Genomic DNA, 17,307 nt, shown 5'->3' on the forward strand with positions numbered 1-17,307 from the left:
TGCAATGAATATTCATTGCAGTTCTGATATTTAAATTATTCCTGACCTAAATTTCGCAATTGTTTAAGTTTTTCTTTCCAAACTTCAAGGCTTTCTTTATGAATAGCAATGTTTTTGCGGACTTCGAGAACAATTGAATTTTCTTTCTTTGCATTTTTTGTATTGGCAAAGAACTGAATGTTATTCTCTAATTGGAAAATTTCATTTTGAACTTCTTCAATTTTACGCATTAAGAAAATCTTTTCGTTGTCTAATTTACGAGTATCGTTACTGTCAGATAAAGAATCAATTCGGTTTGAGAAGCGCATCATTTCAGTTTCTTTTTTACTCAAACTTAGTTTTTCAAAAAGAGCATCTAAAATTTTATTGAATTTCCCTTCAATATGACGTCTTGCAAAAGGAACTTTTCCATATCCTTTCCAGGTTTCGATATGCGCTTTAATCGCATCTAGATCCGTTTTGTGATCACCGGTTAGCTGGTAAGCTCTCAAGATGTCTAAATATGCTTTTTTATTGTCAAAAGCAGCTACTTCATCAACATTTTCTTCTGATTTGTGCTCTTTTAATTTATCAAAATAGTGGTTACAGGCATCTTTAAATTCTTTCCAGATTTTGTCAGAATACTTTTTAGGAACGTGTCCAATTTGTTTCCACTCTTCCTGAATTTGTTTCATGATAGGAGTAGTAGCAGTAAAGTCAGTACTTTCTTCTAGCTCTTTGGCTTTTGCTACTAGTGCCATCTTTTTGTTTAAATTGTCGTTTTGATCTTTTTTAATGTCTTTGTAAAAAGAATTTTTAAAAGAATTAAAGTTTCTAACGGCAGTTTTAAAAGCGGCCCAGGTTTCTTCATTTACTTCTGAAGGTACTTTTCCGGCAGCGAAAAACTCATTTCTAAGGGCTTCTACTTTTTGAATTTGTACTAGCCACTGTGAGTGAGAATTTACTTTCTCAGTTCCTAAAACCTCAATTTTTGAGATGATGTCTTTTTTAACTTCAAGATTATTTTGTTCGTTTGCTCTTTGGCTTTCAAATAAAACTTCTCTTTTGTCGTGAATTTTTTTGGTCAGTTCGCTAAATCTGTTCCAGATCGTATCGCGATGTTCTTTAGAAACCGGCCCGATATCTTCTTTCCAGATTCTGTGTAAGTCCTGTAATTCACGGAATGATTTGCTGATGTCGGTTTCGTTAACTAGTTCCTCAACACGAGCAATTATTTTTTGTTTTTGTTCCAGATTGTGTTTAAAATCCAAATCTCTGGCTTCACGATCTAAATGCAGGTAATCATAAAAGTTTTCTACATGAAAATGGTAGTTATTCCAGACGTGGTTGTATTTGTCTTTCGGAATTGCACCGGCATTCTTCCATCTTTCTCTTAAATCATTAAAATGCTTAAGGGTGTCTTTGATGTTTTCCTGCGGGTTGATAAGCTCTTTTAGTTCTTCAACGATGGCAAGTCTGTTTTCTAAATTCGATTTCAGGTTGGTTTGTAAATGTTTAAAATGAGCATTTCTTTTCTCTCTGAAAACATTATAGTACTCGTCAAATTTAGATTTTAAAGGAGAGTGGTATTCGAATTCTTCATTCGGATCTTGTTTAGAAGCATTGAATTCTTCTTTTTTCTCTTCTATAAGGTGGTTGTATTGTAATAAAAACGACTTCTTGATTTCTTCAATATGATCTTTTACCGACATTACTTTGTCAGTATTAATCAGTTTTTTTAATTCATCAACAAGTGTGTCCAGAGAAAAAGTATCATAATCCTGCATAGGAATCTCATGGCGCTCTTTAAGCGTCTCATCTTCACTTTCTTCGGCATTCGAATTTGTTATGGCATCTAATGCAGTTTGATGATTGGTTTCTGTAGTTTCAACAGTGTTTTCTAATTCAATTTCATTGTTTGAAATTGTATTTTCAGTTACTGTATCGACATCAGCCGTTTCAATTGCATTATTTTGAGTAGAATCGTTAGTATCGATTTCTAATTTTCCGTCTGCTTCTTGCAGGTTATCATTCTTTTCTTCTAACATTTTAAATGTATAAGGTTTTTATTTTAAACAGAGCGAAAGATAGTAAAGGTGTTTCTAACTACAAAATAAATCGTTTGTTTATACGTTATTTTACGATGAAATTCTTACTTATTGAATTAATTTAAAGATATGATACTGGTTTTTTTGTTGTTTTTTTGAAGTTAATTTAAATTATAATTTGCTGGAATTTTTAGAAAATGAAAAAGAAAGTGATAGTATTAAGACATATTAGTTCGTTTTATTTTGATTAGGAATTAGGAAACAGGGAGGGGATATCTGTTTTTTAGTATTATCTATAAAACCAACAAACCCGACAGGTTTTTGAAATCTGCCGGGTTATGCTATTTTGAAGTAATGTTCTATTTTGATCTTTTTTATTTGTTCCAGATTTTCCATGCTTTTTCCGCTTGAAAAATAAGCATATCATAACCGTTTTTGATGGTAGCGCCCTTTTCTTTGGCTCTTTTTAAAAACTCGGTTTCTGCCGGATTATAAATTAAATCGTAAGCGATATGTTTGTCTGTGAAAAACTCATACGGAATATCAGGGCAAGCTTCGGTGTTAGGGATTGTCCCGACAGGAGTACAGTTAATGATAATTTGGAAATTATCAAAGGTAGTAGCATTGATTAAGTTATAATCGATGATATTTTCTTTAGCTTCCCTTGAAACAAAAGTATAGAGTATTCCTAATTCATTCAACGCAAAAGCGACCCCTTTTGAGGCTCCGCCTGTACCTAGAATTAATGCTTTTTTATGATGCGGTTCCAGTAAAGGTTCCAATGACTTTTTGAAGCCGTAATAATCGGTGTTGTATCCTTTTAATTTTCCACTTTTGGTAAATTTAATAGTGTTTACGGCACCAATTAAGGTTGCTTTTTTTGATAACTTATCTAAGAATGGAATAACTTGCTCTTTGTACGGGATCGTAACATTTAAACCTTTTAAATCAGGATTGTTTTTCACTAACTCTGTGAAATAATTAATTTCAGAAATGTCGAAATTTTCATAGCTGTTACCAGCAAAAACCTCATCGCTAAATTTTTCTGTAAAATATCCTTTTGAAAAAGAGTAACTAATATTGCGACCCAACAATCCGAAACGTCTTCTTAAAATATCAATCATTATTATTTTCTGTGTTTTTCAATGTAATTTTTAACCGTTTTCTTTGACCACACTACTGGGAATAAATCTTCAATTAAGATGTAATTATCAAAGTTTAGACGTAAACCATTGCTTAAATGAAATTTAGCTTTGGTGGTGTCCTGAATCATGAAATACAATCCTGCCAATCGGTATTCGATTTCGTTTTCTTCCGGAAAATACTCTGTTGCCTGTAATAAAGTCTGAATAGCGCTTTCGAATTCGCCTAAAAACTGCAAAATATCAACCCAGAATAACCAGGTATCCAGTGCATAATCTCCAAATTCTACTGCTTTTCGGTATCCAAATTCAGCTTCTTCAAAAAAGTTCATTTGTTTGTTGATCGTTGCATAACGTTTCCAATACAAGCGATTTTGATTGTCGATCGCTAGTGCTTTATTGACAAAAAACAGTGCCTTTTGAAAATTTTTCTGACGCACATGAAAGTCAGTAATTGCAATCCATCCTTTGTCTAAAAGCGGATCCTCATGTACCGTCTGATTGTAATATTGTAAAGCTTTTGCCGAATTTCCTAGTTTTTCGTAGCATTTTCCAATACGCAATAAAGCATAGGAGGTGGCATCGTCTAATTCGATGGTACGGTTGTAGCTTTCAATAGCTTCATTGTATTTTTTTAAACGCTCGTAAGCCTTTGCTTTTTCCATGAAAGCACCCAAAAACTCATCGTCAATTAAGGTTGCATAATCAAAAGCACGAATAGCGTTTTCGTATTCTTTTACACCATAATGCAAACGTCCAAGCTGGTGCCAGGCAATTTCGCTATATGGATTTTTATTGATATAATCGTTAAGATATACAATGGCTTCCTGGTTTTGATCTAAAAATTCAAAACAATACACCACGTTATAAAGGGCCGATTGATCTTCTAGATCTTCTTCAAGACATTTGATAAAACTGTCTTTTGCCATCTCGAGGTTATCCATAAAAAGATATTCCATTCCGATCAGGTTATACACGTCCGCATAATCATCTGTAAATTGCAGGGCAATTTTAAGTAATTCTACCGCTTTTTCGTGTTGATCTCTTTTAGAACAGATATTGGCTTTCTGGATATAAATTTCCTCGTTGTTAGGTTCGATTGCATACAACTCATTTAAGAGTTTTTCGGCGATTTCTAGTTTGTCGTCGTAAACCAGCATTTCTACTTGTACTAATTTTAAGCCTGTAGATTTTGGGTGTTGGTCTAATGCAAGTTTCAGGGCTTTCTTTGCTAAATTAGCCTTGCCTATGTCTAAATAATGAAGAATAATTTCTTCGAATTCTTCAGAATCAAAAAAGAGTACTTTGTTAGTTTTTAACATTGACTCAAATTTGGATAAGGATAGGTTATAATCTTCTTCTTCGTTGCTTAATTGCATACTGTGTTTATTTGAAATTAGCCTGTTATAAATTTAGGCAACCATATTATTGTTGTGGGGAAAGGAAATTAATTGTTTTGAACAATTTAATTAACAATATGGACAGAATTCCGATTCTGTTTTTAGTCATAATCTTCTGATTTATAAAAAGATTATTTTGTTATTATTTTTATTTATCGATGGGAAACAGATCCCGATGATGATGTGTTTTAATTAAACTTGTTGTTTCTTTTTCAGGATTTCATCCATAACATTTAAAATTATGGCACAGCCATCTTTAATTTCTTCTTCAGAAATGGTTAGTGGAGGTGTTATTCTTATGGCGCATCCCTCAAAAAGCAACCAGAATAATATAAGGCCTTTGTCCTGACAGTTTAAAATAACTTCGTTGGTTATTTCAGCAGTTTCGGTCATTGCGGCAAGCATCAATCCCCTTCCTCTAACTTCCTTTATCAAAGGATGTACCAAAAGCGATCTAAAGAGTTTTTCTTTCTCTAAAGCCTCCTGCATTAAGTTTGTCTCAGTTAATTCCTGCAAAGTAGCCAGGCAGGCTGACGCAATGACAGGGTGACCTCCAAAAGTAGTAATGTGTCCCAGTTTAGGATTTTCCGTCAAAAGATCCATTTTTTCTGCCGAAGCTGTAAAAGCTCCTACAGGCATTCCGCCTCCCATTCCTTTTCCCATCACCACAATATCGGGAACGACATCGTAATTTTGAAAGCCAAATAGTTTTCCTGTTCGGCCAAAACCAGGCTGGATTTCATCAACAATCATCAGGGCGCCAACTTCGTCACAACGCTTTCTCACTTTTTGTAGAAAATTGTCGTGAGGCTCAATAAATCCGGCACCTCCCTGAATAGTTTCTAATAATATTGCAGCAGTTCTGGTTGTTATTTTTTGTAAATCTTCCTCATTATTAAAGGTGATAAAATCAACATCGGGAAGTAGTGGTCTAAAAGCCTGCTTGCGTTCTTCAAAACCCATAACACTCATAGACCCCATTGTGTTACCATGATACGCATTATGACAAGAAATGAGCTGGCTGCGGCCTGTTGTACGTTTGGCCAGTTTTAATGCTCCTTCAATCGCTTCTGTTCCTGAGTTAACCAAATAAGTTTTGCTTAAAGATTCAGGGAGGAGGGAAGCCATTAGTTTACAATATTGTACAGCCGGGCTTTGGGAATATTCCCCGTAAACCATCACGTGTGAATACTTGTCCAGCTGATCTTTAATCGCCTGATTGACTCTCGGATGCTGATGTCCGAGTGTACAAGCGGAAACTCCAGCTACAAAATCTAAGTATTTTTTATCATTAGTATCGTAAATGTACGAGCCAATGGCGTGTGAAACTTCCATTCCTAAAGGGTAAGGTGAAGTTTGTGCCTGGTATTTTATAAAATCTGGATTCATTTTTTTAAGGTTAAAAGAGACAAAGGTACTAAGGCGCTAAGGTTATGAGTTTAGTCTCGGTTCTAGTTTTCAGTCGCAGTTTTTCTCTAACTGAAAACTGTGACTGCGGCTAAAAACTGAAAACTATTTTTTAGTCTTGCTCTTAGAATTTGTGGTTGTCTTCAACGCGGGTTTCTTTTTATCGTAATCCAGGGTTTCTTTTCTGACTTTTATCGGAGTATTTTTATCTTTAGCCTCTTCGTCTTTTCCTTCCTGGATTAATTTATCGTTCATTTCATTGTCTTCAGCGGTAAAAATATCATCTTTTGACTTTATTCGTTCGTCGCCTCGCCAGCGCAAGCCTTTTAGTTTACGGGCATTTTCAGGTAAATCGGCTTCAGGATAAACGTCACCGTCTACTTTGTTGAAAAATGTGATGGTTTCAATATCATTGTTTTCTATAATCAGATTGATTTTGCTGCTTACATTCTTGTTGATTCCAATCAATTCATTAAAATCATTGCGCATATAGTATATGACTTCGGTATTTTTGATCACGTCAACATCGTGTAACTTTCCTTCTTTGAACTTTCCAAACAAATTGAGTCCCTTGACCTGATTATAGCCGGTTCCAAGAGTATCCCGCGAGACGATAAAGGTATTGTTGAGGACTTTTAAGGAATCAAGCTTTTTGGTGTTTTTATCGCCAATAAGATGCATGATATCTCCCGTAATTTGACTCTCTCCGTTCCAAAGAATTGGGTTTCCAATGAGTTTTGTTAAAGCGGTTTTGGAGTTTGAATGAATAGAATCACATTTTCCGCTCATGTCTATTTTGTAAAAACGTACGTTGTTGTAGGCTCGTAAAATACGTTCGCCTTCTTTTCCGGTAACCATCAGTTTTTTTCCGTGAATGTAAACTGAATCTTTTTCCACCAGATTTATGGCTACTGCTCTTTTGGTCACAAACATTGAATCTTTAAGTTTGTAAATCTCGGCATAATGGCCTTTTACAATACCCCGATTGATAGAATCAGTGATTTTTACATTTCGGGTTGCGGAGGCAAATTCGATGTTTCGATTGTAATATAAACTATCACCTTCTATGAGGCGGTCATCGTATTTGATGTAGGATTTCCGCAGAAAATGAGCCAAATTCTTTTTGGTATCATAAAAACCTCTTTCAGTATAAATGTAATTGGCTTTACTGGTAATAGTTGAGGGACCAAGTAAATAGGAGTGTCCTGAATTGCTATAGTAATCTAAATGGTTCGATTTTATAACATATTTTGGATTAGTAATGGTTACTGCGGTTAAGAATTGGAATTTTTTCTCGGCCACATAATATCTTCCTGATTTACTAACCAGCGTATTGTCTTTGTTGATGATCGTACCTTTTGTATTGTAGAATACCTGCTGAATATTTCGGTCAAAGTTTATCGTATCGGTGCTTAAAGTGGCGTCAGGAGAACTCATTACGGCCTCTCCGGTTGCGAAGGCTTTTTTCACATTTCCGCTATATTCCGCATATTTACTGTTTAGAAACAAGGTGTCTCCTTGTACTAACTGCACATTTCCAAAAGCTTTAAGATAATTTTCCTTTTGAAAAAAGTAAGCGCGGTTACACGTAAGTACAACACCATCATGATTTACTTTTACATTCCCAATTAGAAGTAAAGCTCCCGGAATTTCGTTTTCGTTGATTTCTTGAAAATCAGCATTTTCAACAATTATTGTTTTAGGTTTTTGAGCAAATATGACTTGTACGCTTAAAAAAAGCAAACAATAGGATATGAAAAAGAGTAATTTCTTCAATGGATTAAATTTTTGTCAAATTTATGAAAAAGGTTACAACCTTTATTGATATTAAGATTAATTTATCAACGCCAATTTATTTTTAGATAGTCTACAGCACAAGAGTAGTAAAGCTTGAAAGTTTCCAGTATTTTAAGCTCTTTCATGGATGAATTTTGTACTATTTATCTTTGTAGCTTTTAATCTAATTTATCAACAAAACAGCGTACTCTTACGTTGTAGTTTGCAATTTTGAATGTAGACTTTAACAAAAATGATTTTAGTCTTCTTTTGAATTTAAAAATTAGCCTAAATTTAGGAAGTGATTTCCGGAATTAGAAGTACAGTTCTTAGTCAGGAAACAAATCAGATTATTAAAGTAAATATGATAAATAAGAAAATTTTTGTTGCAGGAATGTCTGCCGTCTTGTTGTTTTCAGCATGTAAAACCAAAGATCTAAAAATGAACACAATAAAAGAAGAAGTTTCTAAAGATAAAAAGATTGTGGTGTATCAGGTTTTTACACGTTTGTTCGGGAATAAAAACACAACGAATAAACCTTGGGGTACCATTGAAGAGAATGGTGTTGGAAAGTTTAATGATTTTACAGACAAGGCATTGCATGAAATTAAAGATTTAGGGGTGACTCATATTTGGTATACGGGTGTTCCGCATCATGCATTGGTTGGGGATTATAAGGCTTATGGGATTTCGGACGATGATCCTGAAGTGGTAAAAGGTCGTGCCGGATCTCCCTATGCGGTAAAAGATTATTATAATGTAAATCCCGATCTAGCTGCGAATCCGGCAAACAGATTGCAAGAATTCGAAGCGTTGATAGCTCGTACACATGAGGTAGGATTAAAGTTGATTATTGATATTGTACCCAATCATATTGCGCGAAAATACGAAGGAAAAAGTAATCCGATGGGAGTGAAAGATTTTGGAGCTGATGATGATGTTAATGCGGAATATAAGAGAGATAATAATTTCTACTATATACCAAACAATCATTTCGAAATTCCGGATGGAGATATTCCCTTGAACGGAGAGAAGAATATACTTGTTGATGGTGTATTTGATGAAAATCCCGCAAAATGGACTGGAAATGGCTCCCGAAAAGTAAAACCGGACCAAAATGACTGGTATGAGACCGTGAAAGTAAATTACGGAATTCGTCCGGATGGTTCAAAGGATTTTCCTGAACTGCCGGCAGGATTTGATCAAAAATCGTATCAGGAGCATTTCGCTTTTTGGCAAGATAAAGACGTTCCGAACTCTTGGAAGAAGTTCAGATCGATTGCTTTGTATTGGATCGAAAAAGGAGTAGATGGTTTTCGTTATGATATGGCGGAGATGGTTCCGTATGAATTTTGGAGTTATATGAATTCGGCAATCAAAATGAAAGACCCAAATGCTTTTTTATTAGCAGAAGTGTACAATCCAAATGAGTATCGTAATTACATCCGCTTAGGAAAAATGGATTATCTGTATGATAAAGTAGAGACTTATGATAAGTTGAAAGATGTTATTCGTGGAAAATCGTTACCTGATGGATTGTCGGATATTCAAAAAGGAATGACGGATATTGAGCACCATATGCTTCATTTTTTAGACAATCATGACGAACAGCGCTTGGCAAGTCTTGAATTTGCAGGAACTCCGGAACGTGGAAAACCTTTAATGGTGGTTTCTGCAACTATTAGCACCTCTCCAACGATGATTTATTTTGGGCAGGAGGTAGGAGAGACAGCGAATGATAATGCTGGTTTCGGAACCCGTTCGAGAACATCAATATTTGACTATATTGGAGTACCAAACCATCAACGCTGGATGAATAACGGGAAATTTGACGGAGGGCAGCTTTCGGATTCAGAGAAGAATCTTCGCGATTTTTACAAACGACTGTTAAATTTTTCGATTAAGAGTTCTGCTTTAATGGGAAGTTTTCAGGAAATTCAAAGTGTAAATCGCCAGAACAGCATTCATTATGATGATTTGATTTATTCCTATGTGCGTTGGTCAGAAAGTCAAAAACTGATCGTAGTGGCTAATTTTTCTTCAGATAAAACAAGTGAATTTGATTTGAAAATTCCTTCGGATATTATAGCAAAATGGAATTTAAATGATGGGATTTTTGGACTTAAAGATCAGCTGTATGAAAAGAGTTTTGTGCAGTTAAAAATAAATAATGGAGAAGGAGTTGTGCGGGTTAAAATAGCGCCTTCGGAGTCCTTTATTTATGAATTGAAGTAAGTGATAAGAATTTTCATTTAAGCGTATAAAAAAGCTGATACTTCGTGGTATCAGCTTTTTTATGATTTATACTTTTCTGACTTTTTTCAAAGCCTCGACGTAGTATTCGTTTACTTTTTCCCAGTTTATATGCTGATAAAAAGCATCAATATAACTTCCTTTTCTATTTTGGTAATCCAAATAATAAGCGTGTTCCCACAGATCGATTCCTAAAATTGGAGTTCCCGGAATCAGAGCGTTTTTCATTAATGGATTGTCCTGATTTTCAGTTGTAGTTACCTGAAGTTTTCCGGCTTTATCGACTACCAGCCAAACCCATCCGGATCCGAACTGTTTCGTTGCCTGACCTTTAAATTGACTAGTAAGGTTACTGAAAGAACCAAATTCTTTATTAATAGAACCTGCCAAGGTATCTTTTGGTGTTAGTTCTTTTGGTGTAAGAATATTAAAGTAAAGAGTATGATTGTAATAACCTCCAGCATTTTGACGCAGTTTAGCATTACTAAGATCCATTTTTTTGAGAATGTCTTCAATAGGCAGATTTTCAAACTCAGTATTTACAATTTCTTTATTAAAATTGTTGGTATACGTTAAATAGTGTTTTGAATAATGTGTTTCTAAAGTAAGTGTTCTTATTGCAGGAGCCAAAGCATCGTAAGAAAAAGGTAATTTTGTCATTTCAAAAGAACCTGGGTCTGCTTTTACGTCATTTGGAGATCCAATGGTGATTTTTTCTTCTTTTGTTGGTAAAGGAACTTCAACAACTTCGGTTAGCTTATTATCATTACAAGAAAATAATAGAAAAAATGAAGCTAAAATGCTGAAACGAACAATGTTTTTCTTCATAATGTTAGTTATTTTGATGTTAGTGAATTAATGATTGCGATATAATTTTCTTTAGCTTCATCAGCTGTCAAATGACTTATTTGCATCCAGGCATTTGTTTTGAAAGCATTTCGCAAATCAAAATTATCCGATTGATTGTACACAGCTGTTCCAAAAGTAGCCTGTTTGTAATAGGCATAAAGCCTTAACTGCACGTCTTGTGGCAGCGTGGCTTGAGTCATTTTTAGAGCAGTCTCGACAGCCTCTGAAAAACGTGTATCTAAATCTTTTTCGGTCATTAAGCTTTTGTAGCGATGATGGTTTTTCCACCAATTGCTTTTTGGTTTAATACTACATTAATTGGAGTACCTAAAGGTAAAAATAAATCTACTCTTGAACCAAATTTAATAAATCCTGCATCTGTTCCCTGAACAACTTGCATTCCTTCTTTAGCATAATTTACAATTCGACGTGCCAAAGCGCCCGCAATTTGTCTGTATAATACTTGTCCGAAAGTTTCGTTTTCGATTACAACTGTCGTTCTTTCGTTTTCTTCACTTGCTTTTGGGTGCCAGGCAACTAAAAATTTTCCAGGGTGGTATTTGCTGAATTTTATGATTCCGTCCATTGCATAACGTGTTACGTGTACGTTTATCGGCGACATAAAGATAGATACTTGTAGGCGTTTGTCTTTGAAGTATTCGCCTTCGTAAACTTCTTCAATAACGACAACTTTTCCGTCTACCGGAGCAAGAATGTGATCGCTGTTTCTGATTGCGATTCTTTTTGGATTTCTGAAAAATTGCAAAATGATGATTAAAACTAATACACCAGCTAGCTGAACCAATATTCTTAGCCAATTGATATCAATGAATTTTTCAGCAATTAAAAGTACAGCTACTGCGAAAACAGTGCCTAATAAAATGGATGGGCCTCCTTCTTTATGAAACATAGTATAAAATTTGATAAAATAAAAATATAATTGGTGCTACAAATATAACACTATCTAGTCGATCTAATACACCTCCGTGACCCGGCATGATGGAACCGCTGTCTTTTACTCCGGCAACTCTTTTGAATTTAGATTCAATCAAGTCTCCAATAGTTCCAAAGACGCTAACAATTAAAGCTATAATCATCCAGATTAAAATAGATTTAGCGCTGAAATCCGGTTTTGGCTGTATGTATAGTTTTGAGATTAAAAAACCGGCAAAAGCTGCAAAAACAACACCTCCAAGAAATCCTTCAATTGTTTTTTTAGGCGAAATGCGTTCAAACAATTTATGTTTCCCCATTGATTTACCAACTAAGTAAGCAAATGTGTCATTGGTCCAAATTAAAACGAATAATCCGATGATGATTTTTGGATTGTAATCTTTAATTCCGAATGAAATTTTTGTGATAAAAAGAAAAGGAAGTGTGACGTATCCCAGTAAATAGATGTATTTGGATGATTTACTTATGATTTGAGTGTCATCAAACAAAAATACAATGCATTTTACAGATACAATCAGCGTGATAATAAGCAGTACAGAAAAAAGTTTTTCGGTGTCAACTGTAATTTGTATGTTTTCTTTTAATGTTTTGCTGATATAGTTTTCAGTTTCGGCTTTGTAAAAACTGATTAAAGCAACTGTACTGTAAAAAAGAGAAACGAATAAAATTGAAAATATTTTATTGATTCCAACTAAATTACAGAATTCGTAAGTGGCGATAATTAGGAAAATGCCAAAAAGGACAATAAAGCTTTCGGTAGAAAACAGAATAGAAGTTAATAATAAAGCGATATAAACAGCACCAGAAATGGTTCTCTTGAGTGTTTCGTTCATCTTAAAGGTCTTCTAAGAGCAATAAATATAGATTTTTGGCAACACTTCCGTATTGCGTAAAATCTTCCTCTTTTGCTTTTTCGAAATATTTTATTGTGGTAATATTAGTAGGATAGTCTCTTTCGTATTTGCGTTTGATAGCGCTAAGTCCGTCACTTTTGATCGAAAGTATCTGACTTGTTGTGGCGATTATAACAATATTTGCAGGTAATTCGTTTGGCTTGTCTTGTCTGATTTGTTTTGATGAAAACAGGATTGAGCCTTCATCGGCAATTAGATTCTCACAAGTAGCAAGTAAAAATTTTGGGTTTCGAGGAGAAATATAAAGTAGTTTGTTTTCTTCTAATAAACTAAAAAGGGCAGGTTCATAACACAGAACTTCGTTTTCGAACCAGTCATTTTCTTCCAGGATATTTTCAAACTGTTCTGCAACTTCTTGTTTGTTTTCACAATACAAGAACTTACCGCCATTTTTCTTGAAATTGAAAATGAATCTTTCATCAATAGATAAATGACTATCCGGAGCTTGATTTCCTCCGTATTCACTTTCATGTTCTTCATCAGAAGCAGCGTCGCTGGAACCAAATATTTTTTTGAAAAAATTCATTTTATATGAAATACTTTACATGTTAATTGAAAACGTTCAAAGATAAAAAAATCTTAATTCAAAAGGCTATTTTGAATTAAGATTTTAAAGAATATTACATATTTAGTGAATTATTTAGGAAACCACTTCTTCTAAATTTTTATCAAAAGTACGTTTTCCGAAAATAGTTTCTAAGTCATCTTTAAAAATAACCTCTTTTTCAATTAATATGTCAGCTAATTGATTTAGCTTGTCTTTGTTTTCTTCAAGAATTTCAATGGCTCTTTGGTATTGGCCTTCAATTAATTCTGAGATTTCTTTGTCAATGATTTTTGCAGTTTCGTCAGAGTATGGTTTTGAAAAGTTATACTCACTTTGACCGGTTGAGTCATAATACGTAACATTTCCAATTTTATCATTCAATCCGTAAATAGTTACCATAGCACGAGCCTGACGTGTAACTTTTTCCAGATCGCTTAATGCTCCGGTCGAAATTCTGTCGAAAGTTACTTTTTCAGCAGCTCTTCCTCCCATAGTAGCACACATTTCGTCTAACATCTGATCTGTTCTAACGATTTGTCTTTCTTCCGGAAGATACCAGGCCGCTCCTAAACTTTGTCCACGAGGAACAATAGTTACTTTGATTAGTGGTGCAGCATGCTCTAACATCCAGCTTACAGTTGCGTGACCGGCTTCGTGAATTGCGATTGCTCTTTTTTCTTCCGGTGTAATGATTTTGTTTTTCTTTTCAAGTCCGCCAATGATTCTATCAACAGCGTCAAGGAAATCTTGTTTGTCTACTGCAGTTTTGTTGTTTCGGGCAGCAATTAAGGCTGCTTCGTTACAAACATTTGCAATATCAGCACCAGAGAAACCTGGAGTTTGTTTGGCTAAGAAATCAAGATCAAGACCTTCTACTTTTTTGATAGGCGCTAAATGCACAGCGAAAATTTCAGCTCTTTCACGAATGTCTGGTAAGTCAACAAAAATTTGTCTGTCAAAACGACCTGCACGCATTAACGCTTTGTCAAGAACATCAGCTCTGTTGGTTGCAGCTAAAACAATTACATTAGAGTTTGTACCAAAACCGTCCATTTCGGTTAGTAATTGGTTCAGAGTGTTTTCTCTTTCGTCATTTCCACCTGACATATTGCTTTTTCCTCTCGCTCTACCAACAGCATCAATTTCATCGATAAAGATAATAGCAGGAGATTTTTCTTTGGCCTGTTTGAATAAATCACGAACACGTGAAGCACCAACTCCTACGAACATTTCTACAAAATCAGAACCTGATAAAGAGAAGAAAGGAACCTGAGCTTCACCTGCAACTGCTTTTGCAAGTAATGTTTTACCAGTTCCCGGAGGTCCAACTAATAAAGCTCCTTTTGGAATTTTACCTCCCAGATTGGTGTATTTTTCAGGGTTTTTTAAGAATTCTACAATTTCTTGTATTTCTTCTTTTGCACCTTCTAAACCAGCAACATCTTTGAAAGTAGTTTTAATGTCGGTTTTCTCATCAAATAGTTTGGCTTTTGATTTTCCAATGTTGAAAATTTGTCCGCCACCGCCACCGGCACCACCTGACATTTTACGCATGATGAAAATCCATACACCAATAATGATGATGATTGGAAGCAGGCTGATTAAAATGTCGCTCCAGTTATTTTTCTGTAAGAAGTTAAAATCTTTCAGTTTGCCTTCGCCAACTGCTTTTTCCAGCTTCGTTTGAAAAATTTGGTCGTTACCAATTTCTAAAGTATAGTGAGGACCTTTGTTAGGTCTTTCAAAAATATCTTTAGCTACTTTTTTATTAGCTGCGTCTTTAAGAGCCGCAGCGTTTAAATATACTTCAGCTTCAGCTTTATTATAAACGATTACTTTTTCAATTTGTCCTTTTTCTAATAAAGTGTTGAATTTAGAAGAAGTCAATTGAGCAGGTTCGCTTAAGTTAGATCCACCGGTTGCAAAACTTATAAATAAAAAAACCAGAAGTATTGCGGTATATATTAACCAGGGACTTATTTTAAATTTACTCGGATTTGGATTATTATCTTTAGCCATTAGAAGAAATTTTCTTTAGTATTTGTTTTCGATTGTAGTTATTTTGGCGTCACCCCAAAGGCTTTCGATATTGTAGTATTCTCGGATGTGTTTCTGGAAAACGTGTACCACGATATGCACATAATCCATTAGGACCCATTCTGCATTATCGGTTCCTTCTACGTGCCACGGTTTATCTTTTAAGTCCTTAGATACAGTTTTTTGAATTGAATTTACAATGGCATTAACTTGGGTATTTGAACTTCCGTTGCAAATGACAAAATAGTCACAAACTGCCGTGTCTATTTCTCTTAAGTCAAGAATATCAATATCATTTCCTTTTACTTCTTCAATCCCTTTGATTATGTTCGCCAATAGAACATCATTATTAACAGTCTTTTTCGCCATGAATTATTTTGTATGAATTTGTAAAGTTACCAAATTTTGTGATTATTTTTGAACCTTAACAAAATATTAAATTAAGTTATTTAAATTACTTGAATGAAACTAATCAAACTCGATGCCATAGATTCTACAAATGATTTCCTTAAATCTTTGTCAAGCCATGATGAACCGGATAATTTTACTGTGGTAACGGCTGAAAATCAGACAAAAGGCAAGGGGCAGATGGGGGCAAAGTGGCAGTCTGAAGTGGGTAAAAACTTAATTATGAGTGTTTTGGTGAAAGATTTTGTCTTTAATAATGAACACGTTTTTAACCTCAGCGTTATTGTTTCTTTAAGTGTAATTGAGGTATTAAAATCGTTAAATATTCCTGATTTAAGTATAAAATGGCCAAACGACATTATGTCATATAATAAGAAAATTGGTGGCATACTTATCGAAAATACTCTTAAAAGCGGTGGCAGAATTGTGTCAGTTGTTGGATTAGGGTTAAATGTCAACCAGACTAATTTTGACGAACTGCCAAATGCTTCTTCATTGGCAGTCATTTCCGGACATAGTTTTGATAAAGATATTTTGCCTCAGTTAATCGTTGAAAAATTAAAAGAAAAAATAAGTGCATGGGAAGTCAATTCTAAAGATTTATGGGCTATTTATTTTAATTCATTGTTCCGAAAAGGTGTTCCAATGCCATTTAAAAATCTAAAAAATCAAAATTTCATGGGAATCATTCAAGGTGTTTCACCTGTTGGTAAAATTCAAATTTTACTTGAGGATGACTCTGTTTCAGAATTTGATATTAAAGAAATTCAGATGCTTTATTAGGAGGTTCTGAGTTGCTAAGGTGCTAAGGTTTTTTTAGAGGTCCAAAAGGTTTAAAGGTTTGTTCTTGATTTGAATAATTGTAAAATCTTCTGAATCTTCATGAAATAATATTTTAAACCTTTACTGTTTTAGCTGTTTTTGGAGCTATTTTTTTGTTCCAGTAAAGAATATAGAATGTTCCAAGGATAGAAGGCGCCATCCAGGTGATTGTATTTCCAAGTCCAATTCCAGCCACTATAAAAGCAGTTACTGATGCAATTAGTGCTCCAATCATCTTTCCGATGTGCTTGGACAGCCAATTGTTTGTTTTTGATAAGTTTTTAAAGAAGATAAAATCCTTTACAGTCATATAAAGTCCAAATCCGCCAAAGAAAGTAAATAAAATGCCGTTCTGAACAGAATTCAATTGACAATAGATCCCGATCGAAATCATTATTACAGAGAAAAACAACATGGTTCCTGAGATCAATTTATCGTAAAAATCGGCTTTTGTTTTGTGTTTAAAGTTTAAAGCTCTGTTTCCTGATATTACCAGATAAATAGTGAATAAGCCAATTAGAAATAAAAAAATATTCTGATGTTTCGGCATCCAGCAGATCGGGATAGAGATAAGTGCACTAATGAACATTCCTATTGAGAATAATTTCCCCATTCTTTTGTGCAGTGTGCTTCCCTTTTTGACTACAACACTTCCTATTCCGGTAATTAGACCGATTCCTCCAAAGAATGCATGAATGTAAATTAAAATTTTGATCGTTGCTTCCATTTTGTTTTTGTTTGGTTAATGGATCAAACTTCTATTAATAATT

Annotated in this window: 15 protein-coding genes; 2 read left to right on the forward strand and 13 right to left on the reverse strand. The window is 34.4% G+C overall.

Annotated elements, in window-relative coordinates:
• Positions 1-35: 35 nt before the first annotated feature.
• The 5 genes from AC3IS6_RS14100 to AC3IS6_RS14120 all read right to left on the reverse strand — a co-directional run bounded on the left by AC3IS6_RS14100 (position 36) and on the right by AC3IS6_RS14120 (position 7,752).
• A complete protein-coding gene (locus AC3IS6_RS14100) occupies positions 36-2,027 on the reverse strand; it encodes a DUF349 domain-containing protein (protein ID WP_489160234.1) in 1,992 nt (663 codons plus the stop codon).
• 374 nt (positions 2,028-2,401) lie between these two features.
• A complete protein-coding gene (locus AC3IS6_RS14105; RefSeq protein WP_489160236.1) occupies positions 2,402-3,151 on the reverse strand; it encodes a shikimate dehydrogenase family protein in 750 nt (249 codons plus the stop codon).
• 2 nt (positions 3,152-3,153) lie between these two features.
• Complete coding sequence (locus tag AC3IS6_RS14110) at positions 3,154-4,548, reverse strand: tetratricopeptide repeat protein (RefSeq protein ID WP_489160238.1); 1,395 nt, start codon at positions 4,546-4,548, stop codon at positions 3,154-3,156.
• A 213-nt stretch (positions 4,549-4,761) separates the two neighbouring features.
• Positions 4,762-5,958: an aspartate aminotransferase family protein gene (locus AC3IS6_RS14115; RefSeq protein ID WP_489160239.1), complete on the reverse strand. Its 1,197-nt coding sequence runs from the start codon at positions 5,956-5,958 to the stop codon at positions 4,762-4,764.
• 123 nt (positions 5,959-6,081) lie between these two features.
• A complete protein-coding gene (locus AC3IS6_RS14120; RefSeq protein ID WP_489160240.1) occupies positions 6,082-7,752 on the reverse strand; it encodes an OstA-like protein in 1,671 nt (556 codons plus the stop codon).
• Positions 7,753-8,116: 364 nt separating this feature from the next.
• Between AC3IS6_RS14120 and AC3IS6_RS14125 the strand changes: the two genes are divergently transcribed.
• Complete coding sequence (locus tag AC3IS6_RS14125; protein WP_489160241.1) at positions 8,117-9,988, forward strand: alpha-amylase family glycosyl hydrolase; 1,872 nt, start codon at positions 8,117-8,119, stop codon at positions 9,986-9,988.
• A gap of 66 nt (positions 9,989-10,054) precedes the next feature.
• On the opposite strand, the gene AC3IS6_RS14130 is transcribed toward AC3IS6_RS14125, so the two are convergent.
• The 7 genes from AC3IS6_RS14130 to rsfS form a co-directional block, all read right to left on the reverse strand.
• Positions 10,055-10,834: a superoxide dismutase gene (locus AC3IS6_RS14130; RefSeq protein ID WP_489160243.1), complete on the reverse strand. Its 780-nt coding sequence runs from the start codon at positions 10,832-10,834 to the stop codon at positions 10,055-10,057.
• Positions 10,835-10,842: 8 nt separating this feature from the next.
• Positions 10,843-11,112 (reverse strand): acyl-CoA-binding protein, encoded by a 270-nt coding sequence (locus AC3IS6_RS14135; protein WP_173966651.1) that lies wholly within the window; start codon positions 11,110-11,112, stop codon positions 10,843-10,845.
• Complete coding sequence (locus AC3IS6_RS14140) at positions 11,112-11,765, reverse strand: phosphatidylserine decarboxylase family protein (RefSeq protein ID WP_173966650.1); 654 nt, start codon at positions 11,763-11,765, stop codon at positions 11,112-11,114. Before AC3IS6_RS14140 ends, AC3IS6_RS14135 begins: the two co-directional genes overlap by 1 nt.
• The gene (locus AC3IS6_RS14145) at positions 11,755-12,642 is read right to left on the reverse strand and encodes a phosphatidate cytidylyltransferase (RefSeq protein WP_489160244.1); all 888 of its coding nucleotides are present in this window, start codon (positions 12,640-12,642) and stop codon (positions 11,755-11,757) included. Before AC3IS6_RS14145 ends, AC3IS6_RS14140 begins: the two co-directional genes overlap by 11 nt.
• A gap of 1 nt (position 12,643) precedes the next feature.
• Entirely contained in the window at positions 12,644-13,249 is a 606-nt protein-coding gene (locus tag AC3IS6_RS14150; protein WP_173966648.1) for a lactate utilization protein B/C, read from the reverse strand.
• Positions 13,250-13,363: 114 nt separating this feature from the next.
• Positions 13,364-15,289 carry an ATP-dependent zinc metalloprotease FtsH gene (ftsH, locus tag AC3IS6_RS14155; protein WP_489160247.1) on the reverse strand — a complete coding sequence of 642 codons (1,926 nt, stop codon included), beginning with the start codon at positions 15,287-15,289 and terminating at the stop codon, positions 13,364-13,366.
• Between the two features lie 15 nt (positions 15,290-15,304).
• Positions 15,305-15,676 (reverse strand): ribosome silencing factor, encoded by a 372-nt coding sequence (gene rsfS / locus AC3IS6_RS14160; RefSeq protein ID WP_017496527.1) that lies wholly within the window; start codon positions 15,674-15,676, stop codon positions 15,305-15,307.
• Positions 15,677-15,769: 93 nt separating this feature from the next.
• Here rsfS and AC3IS6_RS14165 point away from each other — a divergent pair, with 93 nt between their 5' ends.
• Positions 15,770-16,498 carry a biotin--[acetyl-CoA-carboxylase] ligase gene (locus AC3IS6_RS14165; RefSeq protein WP_489160248.1) on the forward strand — a complete coding sequence of 243 codons (729 nt, stop codon included), beginning with the start codon at positions 15,770-15,772 and terminating at the stop codon, positions 16,496-16,498.
• Positions 16,499-16,610: 112 nt separating this feature from the next.
• On the opposite strand, the gene AC3IS6_RS14170 is transcribed toward AC3IS6_RS14165, so the two are convergent.
• Entirely contained in the window at positions 16,611-17,264 is a 654-nt protein-coding gene (locus AC3IS6_RS14170; RefSeq protein WP_489160250.1) for a hypothetical protein, read from the reverse strand.
• Between the last annotated feature and the right edge of the window lie 43 nt (positions 17,265-17,307).

The organism is Flavobacterium sp. KH_035 (genome assembly GCF_057839565.1).

Bases quoted from the DNA above. Each gene is read 5' to 3' on its own strand.
- AC3IS6_RS14105 (WP_489160236.1), bottom strand. From the start codon at position 3,151: ATGATTGATATTTTAAGAAGACGTTTCGGATTGTTGGGTCGCAATATT.
- AC3IS6_RS14140 (WP_173966650.1), bottom strand. From the start codon at position 11,765: ATGTTTCATAAAGAAGGAGGCCCATCCATTTTATTAGGCACTGTTTTC.
- AC3IS6_RS14100 (WP_489160234.1), bottom strand. From the start codon at position 2,027: ATGTTAGAAGAAAAGAATGATAACCTGCAAGAAGCAGACGGAAAATTA.
- AC3IS6_RS14150 (WP_173966648.1), bottom strand. From the start codon at position 13,249: ATGAATTTTTTCAAAAAAATATTTGGTTCCAGCGACGCTGCTTCTGAT.
- AC3IS6_RS14135 (WP_173966651.1), bottom strand. From the start codon at position 11,112: ATGACCGAAAAAGATTTAGATACACGTTTTTCAGAGGCTGTCGAGACT.
- rsfS (WP_017496527.1), bottom strand. From the start codon at position 15,676: ATGGCGAAAAAGACTGTTAATAATGATGTTCTATTGGCGAACATAATC.
- AC3IS6_RS14165 (WP_489160248.1), top strand. From the start codon at position 15,770: ATGAAACTAATCAAACTCGATGCCATAGATTCTACAAATGATTTCCTT.
- AC3IS6_RS14125 (WP_489160241.1), top strand. From the start codon at position 8,117: ATGATAAATAAGAAAATTTTTGTTGCAGGAATGTCTGCCGTCTTGTTG.
- AC3IS6_RS14130 (WP_489160243.1), bottom strand. From the start codon at position 10,834: ATGAAGAAAAACATTGTTCGTTTCAGCATTTTAGCTTCATTTTTTCTA.
- AC3IS6_RS14110 (WP_489160238.1), bottom strand. From the start codon at position 4,548: ATGCAATTAAGCAACGAAGAAGAAGATTATAACCTATCCTTATCCAAA.
- AC3IS6_RS14170 (WP_489160250.1), bottom strand. From the start codon at position 17,264: ATGGAAGCAACGATCAAAATTTTAATTTACATTCATGCATTCTTTGGA.
- AC3IS6_RS14145 (WP_489160244.1), bottom strand. From the start codon at position 12,642: ATGAACGAAACACTCAAGAGAACCATTTCTGGTGCTGTTTATATCGCT.
- AC3IS6_RS14115 (WP_489160239.1), bottom strand. From the start codon at position 5,958: ATGAATCCAGATTTTATAAAATACCAGGCACAAACTTCACCTTACCCT.
- ftsH (WP_489160247.1), bottom strand. From the start codon at position 15,289: ATGGCTAAAGATAATAATCCAAATCCGAGTAAATTTAAAATAAGTCCC.